Raw genomic sequence first — 22,144 nt, 5'->3', positions numbered from 1 at the left:
TGTGACTAATACTGTTCCTTATTATGAGGACTTTAAGGAGATCAAAAAGAAAATTTGGTCTATGTTAAATAATGCTATCAAAGACAGAAGCTCGCCTTTCAGAATACCTGTATTTATATGTGGTAGCCAATCTGATTTAGATGGTAGAATTGTAGTTCTTCGAAAATCAGATCAATCTAATAACTTAGTTCAGTTTCATAGTGACATTCGTTCAGATAAAATTGAAAAATTAAAATCTAACAAAAATGCAGCAATGCTATTTTATGATAAAGATGAAAAAATTCAGGTTAGATTGAAAGTAGAGTGTACTATTAATCATAATAACGAAGTTACTAAAGAATCTTGGTCAAAAACCCAACACATATCTAGAAAATGTTATCTAGTTGATAATGGACCAGGAACTGAGTCTGATATTCCTACATCTGGACTGAAACCTGAGCTTGATAATTTTGATTATACAAAAGAACAAAGTGAAGAAGGTTATAAAAACTTTACGGTTATTCAGTGCAAAATAAAATCAATAGAATGGTTATATTTGGCTGCTAAAGGTCACCGACGAGCTAGATTTGATTTTGAAAACAACCTTGGTTCAGAAAACACAATCTCAAGAGATTATTGGCTTGTACCTTAAAGAACATATTATTTTAAATTAATTATCAATTTTAGAATAAAAGATCAAATTTTACTAAATTTGATAAGTTAATTTTTCAATTTATAGCCTATTATGAGTAATTACTCGTTAATGAGCAAAAGTACAATTTTATTGATCAATATAGTTTTATGCTGTATTTGTGAATGTAAATATGAATAGCAATAAAACACATGAAATATATCCTAAGTTTTTGAACCAATTAGCTGTTGATTTAAATTTATTTTATAAAAAAATAATTAATTCAAATATAAATGTTAAAAACAAAAATAAATCAGGAAAATTTAATCCTGTAACCAGTTTCGATAAAGCATTTGAAAAATTTATTAGGAATAAAATAAATAAAAGATTTCCTGGTCACAGCATTGTAGGTGAAGAATTTAAAACAAAAAATAAAAAAAGTGATTATTCTTGGATTATAGATCCCATTGATGGTACCAAATCATTTGTTGTTGGAAATCCAACGTGGTCAAATTTAATTTCATTAAATTATAAAGGAAACCCACAATTTGGTTTGGCTAATTTTCCTGAGTTAAATAAATACTATTTTAATCAAAGCGCAAACACGGCTTATGTTGTAAAAAATGGAAAAAAAAGAAAACTTAGAGCAAATAAAAAATCAACATTTAACCAAATGAAATTAGCAGGAGAATTTCATGGTTGGTTATCTTTAGATCAACAACTAAAAATTCTTAAAGTTTTAGATTTAATGCAATTTCCATCGTCAGATGCCTTGAGTTATGTGAATTTTTGTGAGGGAAAAATAGATTCTGTTATTCAATGTGTAAATAAAATTTGGGATATTCATGCTTTAATACCAATAATTAAAGCTTCAGGAGGGATTGCCTCGACTTGGAGTAACAAGGATCCAAAGGAAGCAGGAACTATTTTAGTAAGTTCAAATAAAATTATTCATAATAAAATGCTCGGTTATTTAAAACCGTTATCTGAATTTATTCCTGGAGGAATAAATAATTAAGTGATGCTTGGATTGTTTTTTTTACCCTTAAATTTTCTCTCCCAAGCATCACTTTAATTAATTACTAATTCAAAAATCCAAATTTTAGTTTATTAATATCTATATGTCTAAAAAATTTAAGATCGGTATTGACTATGGTGGTACAAAAATAGAGGGCATTCTTTTGGATCAAGATGGGAAACAAATTGAGAGAAAAAGATATTTGTATGACAAAAATTATATTTCAGGAATCGAAACTGTAAAAAAACTAGTAAGTGAATTTGATGCAATTAGTGAACAAACTTGTTCAGTGGGTCTAGGAATACCTGGTTTTTCATCAAAAGAGACTGGATTAATCACTAATGCTAATTCCTTATGGTTAAATGACAAACCATTTGAAAAAGATTTAGAAATTGCATTACAAAGAAAAGTAAAGTTGATGAATGATGCCAATTGTTTAACTTTATCAGAAGCTATAGATGGTGCTGGTAAAGATTATCAGTCAGTATTTGGTGTCATAATTGGAACTGGTTTTGGAGGAGGTTTATCTTATAAAAAAGAAATTATTGAGGGATCAAATCAAATTGCTGGAGATTGGGGTCATCAACCATTACCCTATCCAACTGACGAAGAAAATAAACTAAATGTTAAATGCCCTTCTGGAAATTGTGGAAGACCCTTGTGTGCAGAGCAATTCATCTCAGGAACAGGTTTCACTGAAATTTTTAATAAAAAACATAATACAAATTTTACGACAACAGAAATTGTTGAACTTGATAAAAATAACGATGATCGTGCTAATTTAGAATTTTCTTTATATGAGGATAGAATGGCAAGATTAATGGCTGTAATGGTAGGTATCTTTGATCCAGACGTAATTATTTTGGGTGGAGGAATGTCAAATATTGAAAGATTGTACGAAAATATTCCTCCATTAATCCCCAAATATACTTTTGCAAAAAAAATAGAAACCAAAGTTTTAAAAAACTTACATGGTGATTCCAGTGGAGTAAGAGGAGCTGCTTGGTTGTGGAAATAATTTTTAATTTATAATAGTTTTTCTGCTGTCACTTCATCTGTAATTAAACCATTTACAAGCCTACCATTTAATGCTGCTTTTATTGCAAGAACCCTATCTGATCCTCCTGCAAATGCAATTACTGGTTTCTTTAAATTTGCATCTGGAAGAATAGACATTGGAATATAATTATCAATATTTTTTATTATTTTTCCATTTTCATCGAAACACACACCATTAATTTGTCCCACTACACCTTTCGATTTCATTAAATGATATTTGTCATCATCTATCAAAGAGTCTCTTAATAAGCCTGCTGTTTTTTTGGATCCAAATCCACCTATAGATAAAAAACAAGCATCAAAATTTTTAATTAATTTTACTGTTTTTTTAACAGGTAAATAATTCAAAAAAAATTTTTGAACTTCTTTGCTAGATGAATAGATAGGAACTGTGAAAGGAAAAAAATTAGACTCTACATTTTGACTGATTCTACCTAGTACAAAATAAGGTGGTTCAAGACCATCTGGACCATGATTGCCAATATTTGATACTATTTTATGCTGTAAGCAAGTGACTGGTGAAAGTTTATCAGCTACTTTTGAAAGAATTAATCCAGAACCAAAAATTAAATTCATAGACTTTTTTGCCATCAAAAAAGTATCTATAGTTTTTGATGCCAAATTCACTATCCCATCTAATTTGTCTATTTTATTAGAAACATTTGGGGCAACTTCAACATTCATTAGGTAAAATTTTTTTTTTAATTCCAAAGATAATTCTTGGCATGAAACTATTGGGTGATTTATCTTAAAATTAACCAAATTTTCATTGACTGCTAAGGAAATTAATCTTTGAGCTCTTTGTCTTGAAATTCCCATGGTCTTTGCTATTTCATCTTGGTTCATTTTATAAATATAATACATCCAGGCAGCTCTCGCTGCGTTATCGTTTTTGTGTATTTTTGATATATTCATTATAGAATTCTTATATCGTTTAAAAAGCTTTTTCAATTAATAGTTGCACTAATTTACTCATTTTGAGTATTTGATCGAACTTGAGCAAATATATTGATTTTCATAACCAACTGTGATTAGGTTTCATTAATAAACTAACAAGGAGAAATATGAATATAATTAGAACTGCTATTGCTTCTATCATCACACTATTCGTTTCGACTATTGCTATTGCTGAAACAATTAAAGTAGCAACAGTAAACAACGGTGACATGATTAGAATGCAAGGGTTAACAAATGAATTCACTTCTAAAACAGGAATAAATGTTGAGTGGGTTACATTAGAAGAAAACGTTCTACGTCAAAAAGTTACAACTGACATTACTACTAAAGGTGGTCAGTTTGATGTACTTACAATTGGTACTTATGAAGTTCCAATTTGGGGAGGCAAAGGTTGGTTAAATGAACTTAACTTTAGCGCTTCGTATGATGTAGATGATCTTTTACCAGCAATCAGAAGTGGTCTGTCTATAGATGGAAAACTTTATGCAGCTCCTTTCTATGGTGAGTCATCAATGATTATGTATAGAAAAGATTTAGTTGCTAAAGCTGGAATGACTATGCCTCAAAGACCAACATGGGGAGAAGTTTATGATATTGCTAAAGCAATCACTGAAGGCAACGACGGTGTATACGGCGCTTGTTTAAGAGGTAAACCTGGTTGGGGTGAAGGTGGAGCTTTCATAACAACTGTAGCTAATGCATTTGGTGGTAGATGGTTTGATGAAAACTGGAACCCACAAATGGATAGTCCAGAGTGGAATGCTGCGGTATCGTTTTATGTAGATTTACTTCAAAACTATGGGCCTCCAGGTGCATCATCAAATGGTTTCAATGAAAACTTAGCATTGATGAACGAAGGTAAATGTGGAATGTGGATTGATGCGACAGTTGCAGCAAGTTTTGTAACAAATCCTGATCAATCAAAAGTACATGACAAAATGGCATTTGCTCAGGCACCATGTGCTGTAACTTGTAAAGGTTCAAACTGGTTATGGGCTTGGTCTTTAGCTATTCCTGGTGGATCAAAAAAAGTTGATGCAGCAACTAAGTTTATCGATTGGGCAACTTCCAAAGATTACTTAGAGCTTGTAGCTTCTAAAGAAGGTTGGGCAAATGTACCTCCTGGTACTCGAACGTCGTTATATCAAAACCCAACTTATTTAAGTGAAGCACCATTTGCTGAGATGACTTTAAATGCCATTAACACAGCAGACCCTTCATTTAATGGTACTTTGAAGAAAAAACCTTACATGGGTGTACAGTTTGCTGCTATTCCTGAGTTTCAAGGAATTGCAACTTCAGTATCTCAACAAATCTCTTCAGCTTTAGCAGGAAAAATCACTGTAGAAAGAGCATTGAAAAATGCGCAGAAGATTGCTGCAAAAGAAATGAAGAAAGCTGGTTATACTAAATAATAACTAAGCTTTAATTATATTTAAAGGCCACTATGAAATTAGTGGCCTTTATAATAAAACCTTAATCATCAACATCTATGAGAAGTAATTTAGTTCCCAAATTAACCTCTTATCCAACTATTACTTTGTTATTTATTTGGATGGCAGTGCCTCTAGGGATGACCATTTATTTTTCTTTTTTAAGATACAGCTTGATGTATCCAGATGTAAGAGAGTTTACTGGTTTATTAAATTATGAATATTTTTTAACAGATTTTGCCTTTTTGGAGGCTTTGTGGAACACTTTTGTTTTAGTTTTTTCTGTATTAATTTTTTCAATATTATTCGGCACAGGATTTGCAGTTTTATTGAACCAAAATTTCTTTGGTAGAGGTTTAGCGAGAGTTTTGGCAATAGCACCTTTCTTCATTATGCCAACAGTAAGTGCATTAATTTGGAAAAACTTATTTATGAATCCTGTATCAGGATTGTTTGCGTGGCTATTATCTTTATTTGGTCTTGGGCCTATAGATTGGTTCACTCATGTTCCAATGATTTCAATAATAATAATTGTTTCATGGCAATGGACTCCTTTTGCAACACTAATTTTATTAACAAGCTTACAATCAGTTGATAAAGATCAGCTTGAGGCTGTTAAACTAGATGGAGCAAATAACTTCCAAGCTTTTAGGTATGTTATACTGCCCCATTTATCAAGACCGATTGCGATAATCATATTAATAGAAACTATTTTTTTATTAACAATATTTGCAGAAATATTTGTTACTACAACAGGTGGGCCAGGTTTAGCTACTACAAATTTAGCATTCTTAGTATTTACCGAAGCCTTGTTAAAATTTGATATTGGTATTGCTTCAGCAGGTGGTGTTGTTGTTGTTATACTCGCAAATATCGCAGCATTCTTTTTAGTTAAAATGATTGGAAAAAATTTACAATAAATATGAAAAAAAAAATTATTATTACTTTTTTTGCTTGGTTGTTTTCTCTGTTAATTTTCTTTCCTATTTTATGGATGATAATTACATCATTTAAAACTGAAATAGATGCGGTAGCAATACCACCTTTATTTTTTTCATTTGAGCCAACGTTAGAAAACTACGGGATTGTTCAAGAAAGAAGTAATTATCTAAAGTTTGCACAAAACTCTGTAATAATTTCATTTGGTTCATCAATTTTAGGTTTAGTGTTATCAATACCGATAGCCTGGTCAATGGCTTTTCATCCAACTAAGAGAACTAAAGGAACTCTTCTGTGGATTTTGTCAACAAAGATGATGCCACCAGTTGGAGTGTTAATCCCAATTTATTTAATATTTAGAGACTTTTCTCTTTTAGATACTCAATTGGGAATTGTTATTGTTTTATGTTTTGTCAATTTGCCAATCATGATCTGGCTTTTATATTCGTATTTCAAAGAAATACCTAATGAGATTTTAGAAGCTGTGAGGATAGATGGTGCTAGTACACTTCAAGAAATACTTTATGTTTTGGTTCCACTTTCGTTACCTGGAATAGCATCAACATCTTTGTTATGCATTGTGTTAGCTTGGAATGAAGCGTTTTGGACTTTAAATCTTACATCTATTGATGCTGCTCCTTTAACAACATTTATTGCATCTTATTCCAGTCCAGAAGGTTTATTTTATGCAAAACTTTCGGCTGCCTCTACCTTATCAGTATTACCAGTTTTATTTTTAGGATGGTTTACTCAAAAACAATTAGTCAGAGGATTAACTTTTGGAGCTGTTAAATAAATGTCTTTGGAAATAAAAAATCTAACAGATAATCCTAAATTAATTAAAGGTAATTTTGATAAAAGTTCTATTCAAGCTGGAATATTGCATATAGGTGTAGGAAATTTTCATAGATCACATCAAGCAAATATTATTGATCAATTTATGGAAAACACAGGTAATTACAGCTGGGGAATTGTAGGTTTAAATTTACTATCCGAAACTACTAACTTTCTAACAAATCTAAAAAAACGAAATGGAAATTATGTTTTAAAAACAATTTCACCAAATGAAGAGATTGTATTTAGAGAAATAAAATCAATTGTTGAATTATTAGATTGGAATTCAGATAAGGAAAAATCAGAAAAAATTCTTTTAAATAAAAATATACATTTAGTCACCATTACTGTTACAGAGACAGGATATTTTTTAACTGATAACGCTGAATTAGATATTAATCATGAGGTTATTAAAAATGAAATAATGGGTAAAATTACTAATTCACTTTACTCTTATTTAAGAATTGCTCTAAATAAACGAAAAAATTCAATTAATAAACCAATTACAATTTTATGTTGTGATAATTTAAGAGAGAATGGAAAGATATTAAAAAAAGCTTTTTTAAAATATTTAGAACTCTTTAATGAAAAAGATTTAATAAACTGGGTTAAAAAAAATGTTTCTTTCCCAGCATGTGTAGTTGATAGAATTACACCAAGATCACCGGAAAAATTATCAAAAGAAATTGAAGATCATTTTGATATTAAAGAAGATTGCACTGTTTTATCTGAAGATTTCATTCAATGGATAATAGAAAAAGACTTTGCGGCACCATTTCCTGATCTTGATAAAATTGAAAATGTTAATTTTACAGAAAATGTATTTGATTATGAGGAAACTAAAATTAGAATTTTAAATGGAGGCCATACTTGTTTGGCATATCTAGGAGCACTCAAAGGTTTAAAAACTTTTGATGAATGTTTTAATCATGAGGATCTAAAATCTTTTTTCGATAATTTACAAAATAAAGAGATAATCCCAGCATTGGGTAATATAAAGCCAATAAATTTAAATAAATATTTAGAAACAATATCTCATAGATTTCAGAATAGTCATATTAGTGATGCGTTAGAGAGAATTTGCATGGATGGTTCAAGTAAATTTTTAATTTTTATAATACCCACTATAAAAAAATGTTTTGAAAATAATATTGAACCTATAAATTCAATTACAGCTATTGCTAGTTGGTATATCTTTATGAAAAAAATTTATAATAAAGAATTAGAATTTAATTATATTGATCCAAAATGGGATTGGTTAAAAAACTTCCTTGAAGATGATATGATTGACGAGTTTTGCACTAACAAAGATTTATGGGGAGACCTACCTACTCAGTTTCCTAAATTTAAGGAAATATTAAAATTAAAAATTAAAAAAAAAAGATGAGATAATTAAATGGCTAATATTAAGATTAAAAACTTAAACAAATATTATGGTGATCTTCATATTATAAAAGATGTAGATATAGATATTGAAGACAAATCTTTTACAGTTTTAGTTGGGCCAAGCGGTAGTGGAAAATCAACAGTGCTTAGAATGATAGCTGGTTTAGAAGAAATAAACTCAGGTGAAATTTATATTGATAATAAAATTGTTAATAACTTAGATCCAAAAGATAGAGAGATTGCAATGGTATTTCAATCTTACGCCTTGTACCCTCATATGACAGTTTTCGAGAATATGGCTTTAGGTCTAAAATTAAGAAAAACACCTAAAGATCAAATAATTAAAAAAGTAAATGAAGCTGCAAAAATACTTAAATTAGAAGATTACCTTCAAAGATTACCAAAACAATTATCAGGAGGTCAACGACAACGAGTTGCTATAGGCCGTGCAATTACAAGAGATCCAAAGATTTTTTTATTTGATGAACCTTTGTCAAATCTAGATGCAAAGCTTAGAGTAGAAATGAGAAGAGAACTAAAAAAATTACATGAAGATCTACAAACTACAATGATTTATGTTACCCATGACCAAACAGAAGCTATGACTTTAGGAACAAAAATTGCATTAATGAATAATGGTAAAATAGAGCAATACGATACTCCGGATAAAATTTATAATAACCCAAAAAGTGTTTTTGTTGCAGATTTTGTGGGTTCTCCATCAATGAATTTTATCAGTGGTAAAATTATTAATAATGATAAAAATATAAGTTTTTTACCTACCAATGGCGATGATAATTCTAAATTTAATTTATCTGATGATTGGAAAAATAAAAATAATATAGAAAAAACATCCTTGCTTGGATTTAGACCAGAACACATTTTCTTTAAAAAAGAACATGCGATTAATAATATAAAAAAAAACTATTTTGCAGAGATTAAAGTAATACCAAAATTAGCTGAATATGTTGGTCACGAACAAATAATTACCTTTAATTTTGAAGATCAAGAGATTTTAGGTAAATTTCCATCTACTATAAATTTTGAAATAAAAAAAGAAATTACTTTGTATATAGATTTAAATAAAGTTTGTTTTTTTGATGAAGGAAAAAATAGAATTTAAATTTTATCTGATAATAAATTGATTGGTCAAAAAATACGTAATTTTTTATATACCTTTAACTATAATATTGCTTCCTTCAGAGTTTTGAAGACGAATGTCTTTAACTGGCTTATATTCATCAGAGTGATACCATTCTAAAGCTTTTTCATATGATGGAAATTTAATGATTACTAATCTTGGAAAATTATCTTCACCCTCTACTACTTGGTATTCACCATTTCTAACTAGATACTCTCCACCAAATTTTTTTACAACCTCTGTAACTTTAGCTACATATTCTTTATAGTTTTCTGGGTTTGTTACCTTTAATTGTGCAATCACATATCCTGCTGACATAATCTTCTCCTTTAAAATATTGATTTTGAATACTTCTTCCAGTTATCTTGATAGTGTTTAGTGTTTTCCTCTACAGCTTTTTTTTCTTCTTCAGTCACCTCTCTTACAATTTTTCCAGGTGATCCCACTACTAAAGAGTTATCGGGTATAACTTTATTTTCAGTTATTAGAGCTTTTGCTCCAATGATACAGTTTTTTCCTATATTTGCTTTATTCAAAATTACTGCACCAATTCCAATTAAACTATTATCTCCAATGGTACATCCATGAAGCATCACTAAATGACCTACAGTAACATTCTTTCCTACTTTTAAAGGACACCCGGGATCTGTATGTAAAACACTGCCATCTTGAATATTAGATCCCTCGCCTATGTGAATATTTTCTATATCGCCTCTTAAAACAGCATTAAACCAAATGCTTGTATTTTTCTCCAATGTAACATCTCCAATTATAGTTGCATTAGGAGCTACCCAATTTTCACCAGAGTTTTTTGGTTTTTTATCTTTTAAATCATAAAACATAATTTATATATTCTTACAGTATGCCAATACAAACTCCAATATGTGATTTTGGTCAAAAAGCTATTCCATTTGAATTAAAATCAACAGATAATAAAATTCTTTCGTTAGAGGATATCAAAGGAGAAAATGGAACTTTGATAATGTTTATTTGCAATCATTGTCCATATGTAAAAGCAGTTACAAAAGAAATAGTTGAAGATTGTAATGAATTAAAAAAAATTGGAATAAATTCAGTTGCAATCTGTGCAAACGATGCAGAAAATTATCCAGAAGACTCTTTTGAAAATATGATTAAATTTTCAAAAGATAATAATTTTAATTTTCCTTACTTAAACGACGAAACACAAAATATTGCAAAAGCATATGATGCTGTCTGTACACCAGATTTTTTTGGATATAACAAAAATTTAGAACTTCAATATCGTGGCAGATTAAGAGAGTTAAGAAATCTTATACCTGTTAAAGAAGGTGAAAGTGATTTGTTAAAAGCTATGAAACAAATTGCTAACACAGGTGAAGGTCCTAAAGACCAAATTCCTAGTGCTGGCTGCAGCATAAAGTGGAAAACTAATTAATGTATTTAATTGTTACTAGATCTTTTCCTCCTGAGCTTGGTGGTATGCAAAGCTTAATGTGGGGTTTATCAAGAGAGTTGTCTAAAAACTTTATGATAAAAGTTTTCGCTGATCATATTGATAATCATAAAGATTTTGATGAACAAGCATCGTTTTCAATTGAAAGAGTTGGTGGAATAAAACTTCTTAGAAAATATAGAAAAGCTCAATTAATTAATGAATTTATCAAAGAAAATAAGGTTGAAGGAATAATAGGAGATCATTGGAAAAGTTTAGAATTAATTAAAACTTCTAAAAAAAAATATTGTCTTATTCATAGCAAAGAGATCAATCATCCTAAAGGATCAAGTCAAAATAAAAGAGTTTTGAATGTTCTTAATAATGTAAAAAAAGTTATTGCTAATTCACAATATACCAAAAACCTTGCTATTGAATGTGGGGTTAATGAAAATAAAATTATTGTAATTAATCCTGGTGTTGATCCAGCTCAAGAATTAAACAAAAAATCATTAGAAAAAGTTGAAAGCTTACTAAAAGTTAAAACGCCAAGATTAATTACTGTTTCAAGATTTGATAAAAGAAAAAATCATGAAAAAGTAGTGATGGCTCTTAGAAATCTAAAACAAATATACCCAGATATTGTCTACATTTGTATTGGATACGGTGATGAAGAAGAAAATATTAAAAAATTAGCAAAAGAATTAAATTTAGATGAACAAGTAATGTTTTTTAAAGATATAAGTGATGATTTAAAAAATGCACTAATCGCTAAATCAAATTTATTTGTCATGCCTTCTATAATTCATAAAAAATCTGTTGAAGGGTTTGGAATTGCATATGTTGAAGCAGCACAATACGGTGTACCATCTATAGGCGGTAAAGATGGAGGCGCGGCTGATGCAATAGATCATGAAAAAACTGGTTTAATATGTGATGGAAATAATCTGGATGATATTTATTCTTCAATTAATTCAATGCTAGAAAATAAAAGATATTTGGAATTTGGAAAAAATGCAAAAGAATTTGTTAATAAATTTCAATGGTCTAAAATTATTAACGAATATAATAAAATTTTAGATTAATGGAAACTTGTATAATTTGTAAATCACAAATAAAAAAAATTAATAATTTTGTATATAAATGCACTAAGTGCTTATTTTTAAAATCAGATTTGCAATCAGGATACGGTAGGGAAATTGAAGGTATAAATGATCTTAGGATTCAAAACTTTAAAAAAATTATAAAAGTAATAAAGTCTTTAAATAAATCGGATGAAATTAAAATCTTAGAAATAGGCTCTGGAAGTGGTATTTTTTTAGAAGAATGTAAGCATGAAAATATTGATGTTTTAGGAACTGAAGCGGATAATGAGCAAATAAAAAATTTAAAAAAAAGATTCCGAAATGTATCGCAAATCAAATTACCACTCGAAAAAGTAGATAGTTTAGATTTCGGTAAATTTGACTATATAGTTTTTAATGATGTTTTTGAACATCTTGAAAAATTAGATCAAGTAATCCAGCAACTTGAATATTTTTTAAATGATGAAGGAAAAATATTAATAAATTTACCTTCATCTGACGGAATAATTTACAAATTTGCAAATATTTTGAATAAATTTGGCATAAGAAACTTTTACAATAGATTGTGGCAAAAAGGTTTGTCATCTCCTCATTTATCTTATTTTAATAATAATAATTTAAGTTGGCTTTTTAAAAATCACAATTTTGAGTTAGTTTATTCAAATTATTTAAACACCGTAAGTAGATATGGTAATTACAAAAGATTGAATTCTACTATTAATAATAAAATAATTTGTATGGGTTTAAATTTTTTTATTGTTATTTTTTTTTATATTCAAAAAATACTTCCTAAAGATATAATTTTCCATATTTATCAAAAAAAAAGACAGATTTAATTAAGGCAAATGTCAAAAAATAAATTTGCTATTTTCTTAATTATAATTTCAGTTTTTTTTGGAACATTAATGTTAACCTTTTTAAAATTAGCACAAGAGGAAGTTAATGTTTATGTAGCAGGTTTTTTTAGATTTTTATTTGGTTTCCTGATCATTTTTCCTTATATGTTAAAAACTAAATTTTCAGTTTTTAAATCAAATCATCATAAAAAACATTTTCTTAGAGCAGTTTTAAACTTGCCTTCAATGCTTTTATATTTCTCAGCTTTAACAATGATGCCAATTGAAAAAGCTACAGCAATATCTTTTGTTGTTCCTTTCATAGTAACCATTTTGGCTGTTTTGTTTCTTGGAGAAAAAATTTATATCTACAGAAGTTTTGCACTGGTTTTAGGATTTATTGGTATGCTGGTAATTTTAAGACCAGGTATTACTGACATCTCTATTGGGGTGTATATGGCACTGGCATCTTCTTTTATGTGGTCAATAGTGATTATAATTACAAAAACTATAACAAAAGACGATAGTTCGATTACAATTTTATCTTATGGATACTGTTATATGACTATTGTTAGTTTCATTATTGCATTGTTTTATTGGCAAACACCTAGTTTACAAACTTTGATTTATTTATTTTTTGCAGGTCTATCTGGCACATTGTTACATCTTTGTATTAATCATGCTTATAAACTAGTAGATGTGAGCATGACACAACCCTATTCTTTTCTAAGTTTAGTATTTGCATCTCTAATTGGATACTTTGTGTTTAGCGAAATCCCTGATCTCTTCACTTGGATTGGTGCGAGTATAATATTTTTAGGAGTTTTCATTATGTCTTATCGTGAAATGAAGCTTAATAAAGAAATAATTAGAAAACGAATAGATATTAAATCTTAATTTTTTCTCTTAAAAGTTTTGTAAATATGCCAAACTACAATTAAAATTGTAGTAGCAAGAATACATGCGGTTAATGTTCTATCCCACAAAAATTCCCACGAACCATTGCTTAATAATAAAGATCGTCTCAAATTTTCTTCCATCAATCCACCAAGTACAAATGCTAATATCAAGGGTGGCATAGGAAAATCATATAATCTTAAAAAAGTTGCAACTACTGCAATCCCAATCATTAAATAAATATCAAAATTATTAAATGACATTACATAAATACCAGTGACAGAGAAAAATAAAATTAGAGGAATTAAATAATTTTTGGGAACAGCAAGAATTCTAGCTATATAAGGTATGAGTGGTAGGTTTAATATAAGAAGAATTACCATTCCAATATACATAGACATTATTATTGACCAAAAAATCTCTGGATTGGTCATATAAAGTCTAGGACCAGGCTGAACACCAAAACCTAAAAGAGCCCCAAGCATTACTGCTGTGGTTCCACTCCCAGGAATTCCTAAAGTAAGCATTGGAACAAAAGAACCAGAGCAAGCAGCATTGTTTGCAGTTTCTGGTGCTGACAAACCATTTACGCTTCCCTTACCAAATTTTTCTTTTTCCTGATCACTAACTACGTTTCGTTCCATTCCATAAGCTAAAAAGGATGCAATTGTTGCGCCAGCTCCAGGTAAAACACCAATTAAAAAACCAATTACTGATGATCTTGGAATTGTTTTATACATTTTAGTTCGTTCTTCTTTATTAATCTTAATTGAGCCTAATTCAGTTAATGAAACTTGTTTAGCAGCAGTTGTTGGATCATTTCTCTTTAAAATAATTGTTAAAGCTTCACTCATCGCAAAAGTTGCCATCACAACTAATACAAAGCTAATACCATCAGTTAAGTTCATATTGTTAAATGTATATCTTGTAATATCAGACAAGCTATCTTGACCAACTGAAGCTAACATCAAACCTAGAACAACCATCATCATTGCTTTTAAAAATTGTCCCTTAGATGAAAAAGCTGCAATGGCTGTTAAACCTAAAATCATCAAAGCAAAATAATCAGGTGATCTAAAAGATAAACTTACTTTAGATAAACTTGGTGCCATAAATAATAAATAAATTGCAGATAATGTTCCACCAGCGAATGAACTCCATGCAGCTATTGCTAAAGCTTTTCCAGCCTTTCCTTGCTGTGCCATTGGATAACCATCAAATGAAGTTGCAACTGTTCCTGGAACACCGGGGGCATTTAATAATATTGAAGAAGTTGATCCACCAAAAACTGCTCCATAATAAACTCCAGCCATTAAAATTAATCCAGTTGCAGGTTCAAAACCATATGTAATAGGTATCATTAAAGCTATTGCAGTCATTGGACCAAGACCAGGAAGCATTCCAATGATTGTTCCAAAAAAACAACCAATCATTACCATTAATATGTTTTGGAATGTAAGTGCTGTTGTTAATCCAATTAGTATTCCTTCAATCATCCCATTACTCCAATTAATTGTAAAAATGGATCTCTTAAATAAATATCAAGAATACCATGAAGCAAATACATAAAGGCAGCAACAAATGGAAAGGATAATAAAAACATTAAAATCCATCTTCGCTCTCCTAAAAAATAATATGAAGCAAATAAAAATAAGGAAGTGGTTAAAAAATAACCAACTTTTAAAATTGTAGCTCCGTAAATAATTGCAATGATTATTAATATACCAGTTTTTTTATACTCTAAATTTTTATGCTCTACTTTAATTGTATTCGGGTCAGGTAAAATAAGTTTTAATCCAGAAAAAAACAATCCTGCATAACCTAAATAAATTGGAAATGTTCTAGCATTAAATGGAGCGTTTTCATCGAATGTGAAGACTTGAATTTGATAAGCTAAATATAAATAAAATGCAGAAAAAACAAAAAAGAGCAGTGATATAATTTTTGTAGTATTTATATTCACTGCTCTAATTTTAATTTCTAACCGAGGGTTAGATTACTCCTAGTTTTTTCATAAGAGCTGTCATTTCTTCAGTTTGTTTTTCTAAGAAAGAAACAAACTTTCCTTCAGGGTTATAAATATTAACCCAAGCATTTCTTGCTCTTACTGTTTCCCATTCAGGAGTTTTTTGTACATCACCAAGCATTTTTGCAATTGCTGCTTTATCAGCATTGCTCATACCTGGAGGGCCAAAGAAACCTCTCCAGTTAACAAATTGCACATCATAACCCTGTTCTTTAAGAGTTGGTGCATCTGGTGCATCAGAAACTCTTGAAGGAGCAGTAATACCAATAATTGTTACTTGATCTCTTGCACCCATCAATTCACCTAAACCAGTTGAAATGATTTGAGTTTCTCCAGATAAAAGTCCAGCTAAAGCTTTTCCACCAGCATCATAAGGTATGTATGCAACAGCATTTGGATCTGCACCTGCAGCTTGGAATGCTAAAGCACCAATTAAATGGTCCATACTTCCTCTTACTGATCCGCCAGCCATTTTAATTGAGCTTGGATCTTTTTTGTATGCATCAACTACATCTTTAAAGTTTTTGTAAGGTGAGTTTTTTGCAACTGCAATAGCACCGTAGTCACCAATTACACCAGCAATCGGCACAACATCTTTATAAGATAAAGTTCCGCTACCTTTTACGTAACCTTCGTGTCTAGTAATTGATCTTAATACTAATGGTGTAGATTGAACTAAAACTGTATTAGCAGGTTTAGTATTAATCATGTAAGCAAGTGCTTTACCACCACCACCGCCTGACATATTTTCAAATGATGCGCTTTTTAACATACCAGCTTTTGTTAAAGCTTCTCCAGTACCTCTAGCAGTTCCATCCCAACCACCACCAGCACCACCACCGATTACAAAGTGCAATTTATCAATTGCTACTGAGCTAGTAGTAGTTGCTGAGAATAGTAAGATTGCTGAGAATAATACTGAAAATAATTTTTTAAGATTACTCATAATACCTCTCTTCTTGTTTATTAATTAAATTATATTAAACATTTAATATAAAGTAGTGTCAATCATATAGAAATTTAAAGATGAATTCATCAACACAGAAAATTAAAGAAAATTTGTCTCAGTTATTTACATTAAAATTTATAACTGTTTTTTTGATAAGTGTACCAAGTGCAATAATTGCAGAACAATTCAATATTCCACTTGCTTGGTTTTTAGGCCCAATGATTATCACATCAATTGCTGCTTTATCAGGAATAAAAATCATTATGCCTAAAATTGTTTTGAGCTTTATTCTAATTATTTTAGGTTTGCATATTGGAAATTACATAGATCAAAATCTATTTAACCAAATAGTTAATTGGATTTGGACATCTCTGATTATGTTAATTTACATAATAATCTGTATTCTAGTTGTTGCTAAGTATCTGCAAAAATTTGCAAATTACGGTAACAAAGCCTCTATATTTTCTGCTGCTCCTGGTGCTTTAGGTCCATTAATGATTTTAGCAGAAAATGAAAAAACTGATTTATCTCAAGTTGCAATTTCTCACTTAATTAGATTGATCATTATTATAACTGTAATTCCACTTATTATCGTAAACAATACTGACAATGATGTTTTATTAAATGGTGAATTTAATTACTTGGCTCAAAATCATTTAAATTTAATTTTACTTATTATTGCATCTTTATTTTTTATTTTTGTTTTTGAGAAAATTAGAGTGCCAGCAGCCTTATTATCAGGAACATTATTTGCAAGTGGCGTATTACAAATTACAGATATAGCAACGTATAAATTGCCAGACGAAACAGTAAATTTTTGTCTGTTAATTCTTGGTTCTTCTGTTGGATGTAGATTTGCTGAAAAAACAGTAAAGGAAATTGCAAACAATTCACTACATAGTATTGTAGCGACAGTAATATTGGTGGTATTGGGCTTAATTGCTGCATACATTGCAACATTCTTTGTTGATACAAATATTTTAACTTTAATATTATCTTTCAGTCCGGGTGGAATTTATGAGGTAGCAGTTATAGCAATTGCCTTTGATCTAGATCCAGATTTTGTTGCTTTTCACCATATAATAAGATTGCTTTTTATACTTTTCACAGTTCCAATATTTTTGAGAGTTTTAGAAAAAATTAAGAAATAATTTCAGAAAGTCTTTCAAAAACTTTTTCTGCTGAGAGTTTTGATAATTCGGGGGCTTGTATTGCTTTAAAGTTATCTCTTTCAATACTTACTTTAAAAGGAGTTGTATGAGAACCAAATAAAGCAATTCCTTTTGATCCTAAGTGTGCTGTTATATGTGCAGGTCCAGTATCATTAGCAACGACAAACGAACTATCTTTAATAAATCCAGATAATTGTGAAATATTTAAAGCTTTACCATTATCTAGAACACATAAAGCATTTATATTTTTTGCATCTTCAATTTCATATGGTCCAGGTGCAGTAACCACTTTAAATTTATTTTGAAATTTGTCATTAATCATAGAGATTAGGTCGTTATAGTAAGGCCATTTCTTTGTAGTTAAATGGGGTGAGCAAAAAGGAAAAAGTATTATGTATTTATCTAGTTCATAACTTTTTTTTATTTCTGAAATATCAACTGTACTCCATGAAAAGTCTGGTTTCATTGTATGATTGGTATTAATTCCTGAGGACTTTAATTGATAATCAAATCTTGAAAGAACAGAATCTTTATCAAAATCTTTTTTGGTTGTTCCTTCTGGAAGAGTTGTTTCTGTTGAACACCAGATGGTTTTATCAGCTTTAGGAAATAATATATTTTTGTAAAATGATGTTCTACTAGAATTTTGAAGATCATAAACTTTTGAGAAATTATGTTTTTTAATCTCTCTCATAAGTAAATATAAATAAATTAAGTTAATCTTTGATAATCTCTTATCTAGAATAACATTTGAAATATGCGGGTTTTTTTTAAATAGCTCAAAATAAGGTTTTGTTGTTAATAAATGAATTTGATCTCCTTTATGATTTTCAGAAATATCTTGAATTGCCCCACATGCTTGAGCTATATCGCCTAAAGATCCATGTTTAATAATTAAAATATTAGACATAATTCTAACAACTTAACATAGTATAAAGTTTTATGAATAAAATTATAGTCGAGGTTTCTGTTGGTGAGCTTTTAGACAAGATTTCAATATTAGAAATCAAACAAGATAAAATTAAAGACCCAGAAAAATTAAATTTTATAAATAATGAACACTCTATTCTTAAAAATCAGTTAGAAAAAAATGTTAAGTCTGATGAGAAACTTGAAAAATTATTTCAAGACTTAAAAGATATAAATGCCAGACTTTGGGTTATTGAAGATGACAAAAGAGATTGTGAAAAAAATAAAGATTTTGGAGAAAAATTCATAAAACTTTCTAGAGATGTACATTTTTTAAATGATGATCGTGCAAAAATAAAATTAGAAATGAATAACCATACTGGTTCTGCAATTAAAGAAATTAAAGAGTATACTAGTTACTAAAAACTTTTGGAAACCAATCTTCTCTCATCTGATCTCCTGATTTTAAATTAATTCCATCGAATGGTGGTGATGTTGGGCCGCCTCTTTCAGCAAAAGTAACATCATCACCTATAAATCTCATGGAGAATGCTCTACGAGATTTAGAACTTTTATTTCCTGTAGAACAATGAACAGTTTTAAAATTAAACAAAACTGCATCACCTAATTTTAGTTCAGGAACTAATATATCTTCTTCAAATTCTTCTTTTTGAGGAAGATTCATAAATGAGCTATCATCTTGATACCAAGGTTGATCGTTAGACCATTTAGTAGGTTTTAAAAGTTTTTGCCACTTATGTGATCTTAAAATTAATTTAAGGTTATTTTCTTTATTTACTTCATCTAAAGGTATCCAAAAACTTCCTGTATCATTTCCATCAACACAGTAATACGGCATATCTTGATGCCAAGGTGTTTCTTTATTTGTTCCTGGATCTTTAATAAAAAGATGATCATGAAAAATTTGTATAGATTTTGAATTTGTAGCCTCAGCAACTATTTGAGCAGCAGGAGAATTAAACATACAATCTTTAAACTCTTTTACTCTTTCCCAATTGCAATAGTCCTCAAAAAACCTTCCTTCATTTTCTTTAACATTTTCTCTTCCATATTGGCTTGGGTTATTTAAAACTTTTTGAAAACCTATTCTTAGTGGTTCGATCCATTCTTTAAATGCATCTTTAATTATTATTGCACCAAGATTTTGATAATCATCAATCTGTTTTTGAGATAGATACATTTTATTGTTGGAAACTATATTTTTTTTCTAAATACTTAATCACATTATGAATAATAAAAGTCATAAATAAATATATTCCACCGGCTACTATAAATACTTCAATAGGTTTAAATGTTGTTGATATGATGTATTTTGCAACACCAGTTAAGTCCATTAATGTTACGGTGCTTGCTAATGAAGTACCTTTCATCATTAAAATAATTTCATTTCCATATGCAGGAAGTGATTGTCTGATCGCAATAGGTATTTGAATTTTATAAAATATAATTTTATTTGAAATACCTAAACTTTTTCCAGCTTCAATAATTCCTGGTTTTATAGTTTGGAATGCAGATCTCAATATCTCAGAAGTGTATGCACCTGTATTTAATGTAAAAGCTATAATTGCACACCAATAAGGTTCTTTTAAAACAACCCATAAAACTGTTGATCTTAAATATTCAATTTGTCCTAATCCAAAGTAAATTATAAAAATTTGAACTAATAAAGGAGTACCTCTGAAAACATATGAGTATCCATAGGCAAATTTATTAATAAATATATTTTTGTTTAATCTTAAAATTGCAAAAAATAATCCAAGAAATAATCCAAAAAATAAAGAAGCTGATAAAAGTTTTAAAGTAATAACAGTTGCTCCTAAGAGTTTTGGAAAACTAGTGATCATTAAATCAAAATCCATTAATAACCCCTACTATATTTGACTTCTAATTTATTAATTAACTTCATGCTTATGTAAGTGAGCAATAAATATAAAACTGCAGCAAAAGAATAAAAAAATAATGGATCTCTTGTAGATCCTGCAGCAATATAAGATTGTCTCATGATTTCAACTAGTCCTGTTACTGATATTAAAGAAGTGTCCTTTAAAGTAATTTGCCAAACATTACTTAAATTTGGAATGGCAAGTCTTAACATTTGAGGAAGAATTATTTTATAAAATTGACCAAACTTGCTTATTCCTAAAACTTTAGCAGCTTCGAACTGCCCTTTATCAATAGACTGAATGGCTCCTCTAAAAACTTCTGTTGAGTAAGCTCCTGAAATTATACCAATAGCAACTGCACCAGTAATGAATGCATTGATTTCTATATATTCGTAATAACCAAATATTGACGCAACATACATGATTGCACCGCTTCCACCAAAAAATAATAAATATATTACTAATAATTCAGGAACACCTCTTATTACTGTGGTGTAAAAATTACCAACAAAATTTAGTGTTTTGTATTTTGAAAGTTTAAGAGGAGTAAAAATTAAAGCAAAAAGAAAACCAACCAACATTGCAGTAACAGATACTGCAACAGTCATTAAGGTTGCGTAAAATAACTCATCCCCCCAACCTGTTTTTCCAAATGCAAGTAGTTCCATATAGACTGGCGACTATATATTATAGTCGCCAAATCCAAAATTAATTACATAGAAGCGTCGAAACCAAAATGTTTAATTGCAAGTTTGCTAATTATTCCTTGTTTTCTAGCTTTGTTAATTGCTTTATTGAAATCTTTTAAGATTTTAGCGTCTCTTTTTCCAATAGCACTATCACTAGCTTGTCTAATTCCAACTCCAACACCATTTCCAAATGCACCACCTGAAAAAGTTGGACCAACTAAAACAACTGGTTTACCAGATTTATCAGCATAGTCTGTAAATGCTACAGCTGCCGCAAGTGCAACATCACATCTTCCAGAAGTTAAATCTAAGTTAACCTCATCTTGAGTTTTGTAAGTTCTAACATTTACACTTCCAACGTCACCAGACTCTAAAAAGTTTTGGTGAATTGTACCTGTTTGAGTACAAACAGTTTTTCCAGCAAGAGCATCAGTTAGAGTTTTAAGTGCTTTTTTAACACTTGAACCACCTAAAGATAAGTTGATACCTTCTGGTGTGTCCATACCTTCTAAGCTTGAACCTTTCATTACAGCAAGAGATGCAACTTCATCAGCATAACCTTGTGAGAAAGTAATTGTTTTCTTTCTCTCGTCAGTGATTGACATCCCGGCCATGATTGCATCAAATTTTCTCATTACTAATGCAGGTATCATACCATCCCAATCTTGCTCAACGATTGTGCACTCATACTTCATAATTTTACAAAGTTCTTGAGCTAGCTCAACCTCAAACCCAATTAAATTGCCAGAAGCATCTTTTGAATTCCATGGAGGATAAGCACCTTCAGTTCCAATTTTAATTTTCTCAGCAGAAACATTTCCGATGATTAAAAAAGAAGCTAGAACTGTTAAAATAGTTTTTTTGAATATATTCATATTTTCTCCTT

Annotated in this window: 25 protein-coding genes; 14 read left to right on the top strand and 11 right to left on the bottom strand. The window is 29.6% G+C overall.

Annotation, left to right across the window (positions count from 1 at the left end):
* Position 1: 1 nt before the first annotated feature.
* The 3 genes from VP90_RS00235 (at position 2) to VP90_RS00225 (ending at position 2,646) form a co-directional block, all read left to right on the top strand.
* Positions 2-631 (top strand): pyridoxamine 5'-phosphate oxidase family protein, encoded by a 630-nt coding sequence (locus VP90_RS00235; protein WP_262589047.1) that lies wholly within the window; start codon positions 2-4, stop codon positions 629-631.
* 172 nt (positions 632-803) lie between these two features.
* A complete protein-coding gene (locus tag VP90_RS00230; RefSeq protein ID WP_262589046.1) occupies positions 804-1,628 on the top strand; it encodes an inositol monophosphatase family protein in 825 nt (274 codons plus the stop codon).
* Between the two features lie 103 nt (positions 1,629-1,731).
* Complete coding sequence (locus VP90_RS00225) at positions 1,732-2,646, top strand: ROK family protein (protein ID WP_262589044.1); 915 nt, start codon at positions 1,732-1,734, stop codon at positions 2,644-2,646.
* Between the two features lie 8 nt (positions 2,647-2,654).
* Here VP90_RS00225 and VP90_RS00220 read toward each other — a convergent pair whose 3' ends face one another.
* The gene (locus tag VP90_RS00220; RefSeq protein WP_262589042.1) at positions 2,655-3,602 is read right to left on the bottom strand and encodes a sugar-binding transcriptional regulator; all 948 of its coding nucleotides are present in this window, start codon (positions 3,600-3,602) and stop codon (positions 2,655-2,657) included.
* 149 nt (positions 3,603-3,751) lie between these two features.
* On the opposite strand from VP90_RS00220, the gene VP90_RS00215 reads away from it, so the two are divergent.
* The 5 genes from VP90_RS00215 (at position 3,752) to VP90_RS00195 (ending at position 9,359) form a co-directional block, all read left to right on the top strand.
* The gene (locus VP90_RS00215) at positions 3,752-5,059 is read left to right on the top strand and encodes an ABC transporter substrate-binding protein (protein ID WP_262589040.1); all 1,308 of its coding nucleotides are present in this window, start codon (positions 3,752-3,754) and stop codon (positions 5,057-5,059) included.
* A 77-nt stretch (positions 5,060-5,136) separates the two neighbouring features.
* Positions 5,137-5,997, top strand: a complete 861-nt coding sequence (locus VP90_RS00210) for a carbohydrate ABC transporter permease (protein WP_262589039.1) — start codon at positions 5,137-5,139, stop codon at positions 5,995-5,997.
* Between the two features lie 2 nt (positions 5,998-5,999).
* Positions 6,000-6,812 (top strand): carbohydrate ABC transporter permease, encoded by an 813-nt coding sequence (locus tag VP90_RS00205; protein ID WP_262589038.1) that lies wholly within the window; start codon positions 6,000-6,002, stop codon positions 6,810-6,812.
* The gene (locus tag VP90_RS00200; RefSeq protein WP_262589037.1) at positions 6,813-8,237 is read left to right on the top strand and encodes a mannitol dehydrogenase family protein; all 1,425 of its coding nucleotides are present in this window, start codon (positions 6,813-6,815) and stop codon (positions 8,235-8,237) included.
* A 9-nt stretch (positions 8,238-8,246) separates the two neighbouring features.
* Entirely contained in the window at positions 8,247-9,359 is a 1,113-nt protein-coding gene (locus VP90_RS00195) for an ABC transporter ATP-binding protein (protein WP_262589036.1), read from the top strand.
* A gap of 45 nt (positions 9,360-9,404) precedes the next feature.
* Here VP90_RS00195 and VP90_RS00190 read toward each other — a convergent pair whose 3' ends face one another.
* On the bottom strand, positions 9,405-9,695 hold the full coding sequence (locus tag VP90_RS00190) for a DUF1330 domain-containing protein (protein WP_262589034.1): 291 nt from the start codon (positions 9,693-9,695) through the stop codon (positions 9,405-9,407).
* Positions 9,696-9,706: 11 nt separating this feature from the next.
* Positions 9,707-10,219, bottom strand: coding sequence for a gamma carbonic anhydrase family protein (locus tag VP90_RS00185; RefSeq protein WP_262589033.1), 513 nt, complete (start codon positions 10,217-10,219; stop codon positions 9,707-9,709).
* Between the two features lie 20 nt (positions 10,220-10,239).
* Here VP90_RS00185 and VP90_RS00180 point away from each other — a divergent pair, with 20 nt between their 5' ends.
* From VP90_RS00180 to VP90_RS00165, 4 genes are read left to right on the top strand one after another with little or no spacing between them, the layout of a single operon-like run.
* Positions 10,240-10,794: a thioredoxin family protein gene (locus VP90_RS00180; protein ID WP_262589032.1), complete on the top strand. Its 555-nt coding sequence runs from the start codon at positions 10,240-10,242 to the stop codon at positions 10,792-10,794.
* Positions 10,794-11,876, top strand: a complete 1,083-nt coding sequence (locus VP90_RS00175; RefSeq protein ID WP_262589031.1) for a glycosyltransferase family 4 protein — start codon at positions 10,794-10,796, stop codon at positions 11,874-11,876. The genes VP90_RS00180 and VP90_RS00175 overlap by 1 nt, the downstream gene beginning before the upstream one ends.
* A complete protein-coding gene (locus tag VP90_RS00170) occupies positions 11,876-12,712 on the top strand; it encodes a class I SAM-dependent methyltransferase (RefSeq protein ID WP_262589030.1) in 837 nt (278 codons plus the stop codon). Before VP90_RS00175 ends, VP90_RS00170 begins: the two co-directional genes overlap by 1 nt.
* Before the next feature lie 9 nt (positions 12,713-12,721).
* Entirely contained in the window at positions 12,722-13,609 is an 888-nt protein-coding gene (locus VP90_RS00165; RefSeq protein WP_262589029.1) for a DMT family transporter, read from the top strand.
* On the opposite strand, the gene VP90_RS00160 is transcribed toward VP90_RS00165, so the two are convergent.
* Genes VP90_RS00160 through VP90_RS00150 form a run of 3 tightly spaced genes read right to left on the bottom strand, consistent with a single transcriptional unit; the run spans position 13,606 to position 16,581 of the window.
* Positions 13,606-15,105: a tripartite tricarboxylate transporter permease gene (locus VP90_RS00160; RefSeq protein WP_262589028.1), complete on the bottom strand. Its 1,500-nt coding sequence runs from the start codon at positions 15,103-15,105 to the stop codon at positions 13,606-13,608. The genes VP90_RS00165 and VP90_RS00160 overlap by 4 nt on opposite strands.
* Positions 15,102-15,572, bottom strand: a complete 471-nt coding sequence (locus VP90_RS00155; RefSeq protein WP_262589026.1) for a tripartite tricarboxylate transporter TctB family protein — start codon at positions 15,570-15,572, stop codon at positions 15,102-15,104. The genes VP90_RS00160 and VP90_RS00155 overlap by 4 nt, the downstream gene beginning before the upstream one ends.
* Before the next feature lie 28 nt (positions 15,573-15,600).
* Positions 15,601-16,581, bottom strand: coding sequence for a tripartite tricarboxylate transporter substrate binding protein (locus VP90_RS00150; RefSeq protein WP_262589025.1), 981 nt, complete (start codon positions 16,579-16,581; stop codon positions 15,601-15,603).
* A gap of 80 nt (positions 16,582-16,661) precedes the next feature.
* Here VP90_RS00150 and VP90_RS00145 point away from each other — a divergent pair, with 80 nt between their 5' ends.
* Positions 16,662-17,735, top strand: a complete 1,074-nt coding sequence (locus tag VP90_RS00145) for an AbrB family transcriptional regulator (RefSeq protein ID WP_262589024.1) — start codon at positions 16,662-16,664, stop codon at positions 17,733-17,735.
* On the opposite strand, the gene VP90_RS00140 is transcribed toward VP90_RS00145, so the two are convergent.
* Positions 17,725-18,666 (bottom strand): glycosyltransferase family 9 protein, encoded by a 942-nt coding sequence (locus VP90_RS00140; protein ID WP_262589023.1) that lies wholly within the window; start codon positions 18,664-18,666, stop codon positions 17,725-17,727. The genes VP90_RS00145 and VP90_RS00140 overlap by 11 nt on opposite strands.
* A gap of 32 nt (positions 18,667-18,698) precedes the next feature.
* Between VP90_RS00140 and VP90_RS00135 the strand changes: the two genes are divergently transcribed.
* Positions 18,699-19,088 (top strand): DUF6165 family protein, encoded by a 390-nt coding sequence (locus tag VP90_RS00135; RefSeq protein WP_262589022.1) that lies wholly within the window; start codon positions 18,699-18,701, stop codon positions 19,086-19,088.
* On the opposite strand, the gene VP90_RS00130 is transcribed toward VP90_RS00135, so the two are convergent.
* Genes VP90_RS00130 through VP90_RS00115 form a run of 4 tightly spaced genes read right to left on the bottom strand, consistent with a single transcriptional unit; the run spans position 19,078 to position 22,133 of the window.
* Positions 19,078-19,866, bottom strand: a complete 789-nt coding sequence (locus VP90_RS00130; RefSeq protein ID WP_262589021.1) for a phytanoyl-CoA dioxygenase family protein — start codon at positions 19,864-19,866, stop codon at positions 19,078-19,080. The genes VP90_RS00135 and VP90_RS00130 overlap by 11 nt on opposite strands.
* Before the next feature lies 1 nt (position 19,867).
* Positions 19,868-20,545 carry an ABC transporter permease gene (locus tag VP90_RS00125; protein WP_262589020.1) on the bottom strand — a complete coding sequence of 226 codons (678 nt, stop codon included), beginning with the start codon at positions 20,543-20,545 and terminating at the stop codon, positions 19,868-19,870.
* Entirely contained in the window at positions 20,545-21,237 is a 693-nt protein-coding gene (locus VP90_RS00120; protein ID WP_262589019.1) for an ABC transporter permease, read from the bottom strand. The genes VP90_RS00125 and VP90_RS00120 overlap by 1 nt, the downstream gene beginning before the upstream one ends.
* 44 nt (positions 21,238-21,281) lie before the next feature.
* A complete protein-coding gene (locus VP90_RS00115) occupies positions 21,282-22,133 on the bottom strand; it encodes a transporter substrate-binding domain-containing protein (RefSeq protein WP_262589018.1) in 852 nt (283 codons plus the stop codon).
* Positions 22,134-22,144: the final 11 nt, after the last annotated feature.

It is taken from the genome of Candidatus Pelagibacter ubique HIMB140, from assembly GCF_025558165.1.
Taxonomy (GTDB): Bacteria; Pseudomonadota; Alphaproteobacteria; order Pelagibacterales; family Pelagibacteraceae; genus Pelagibacter; species Pelagibacter ubique_T.
The sequence above is the reverse complement of the archived record's forward strand: the minus strand, read 5'-3'. Positions and strand labels throughout refer to the sequence as shown.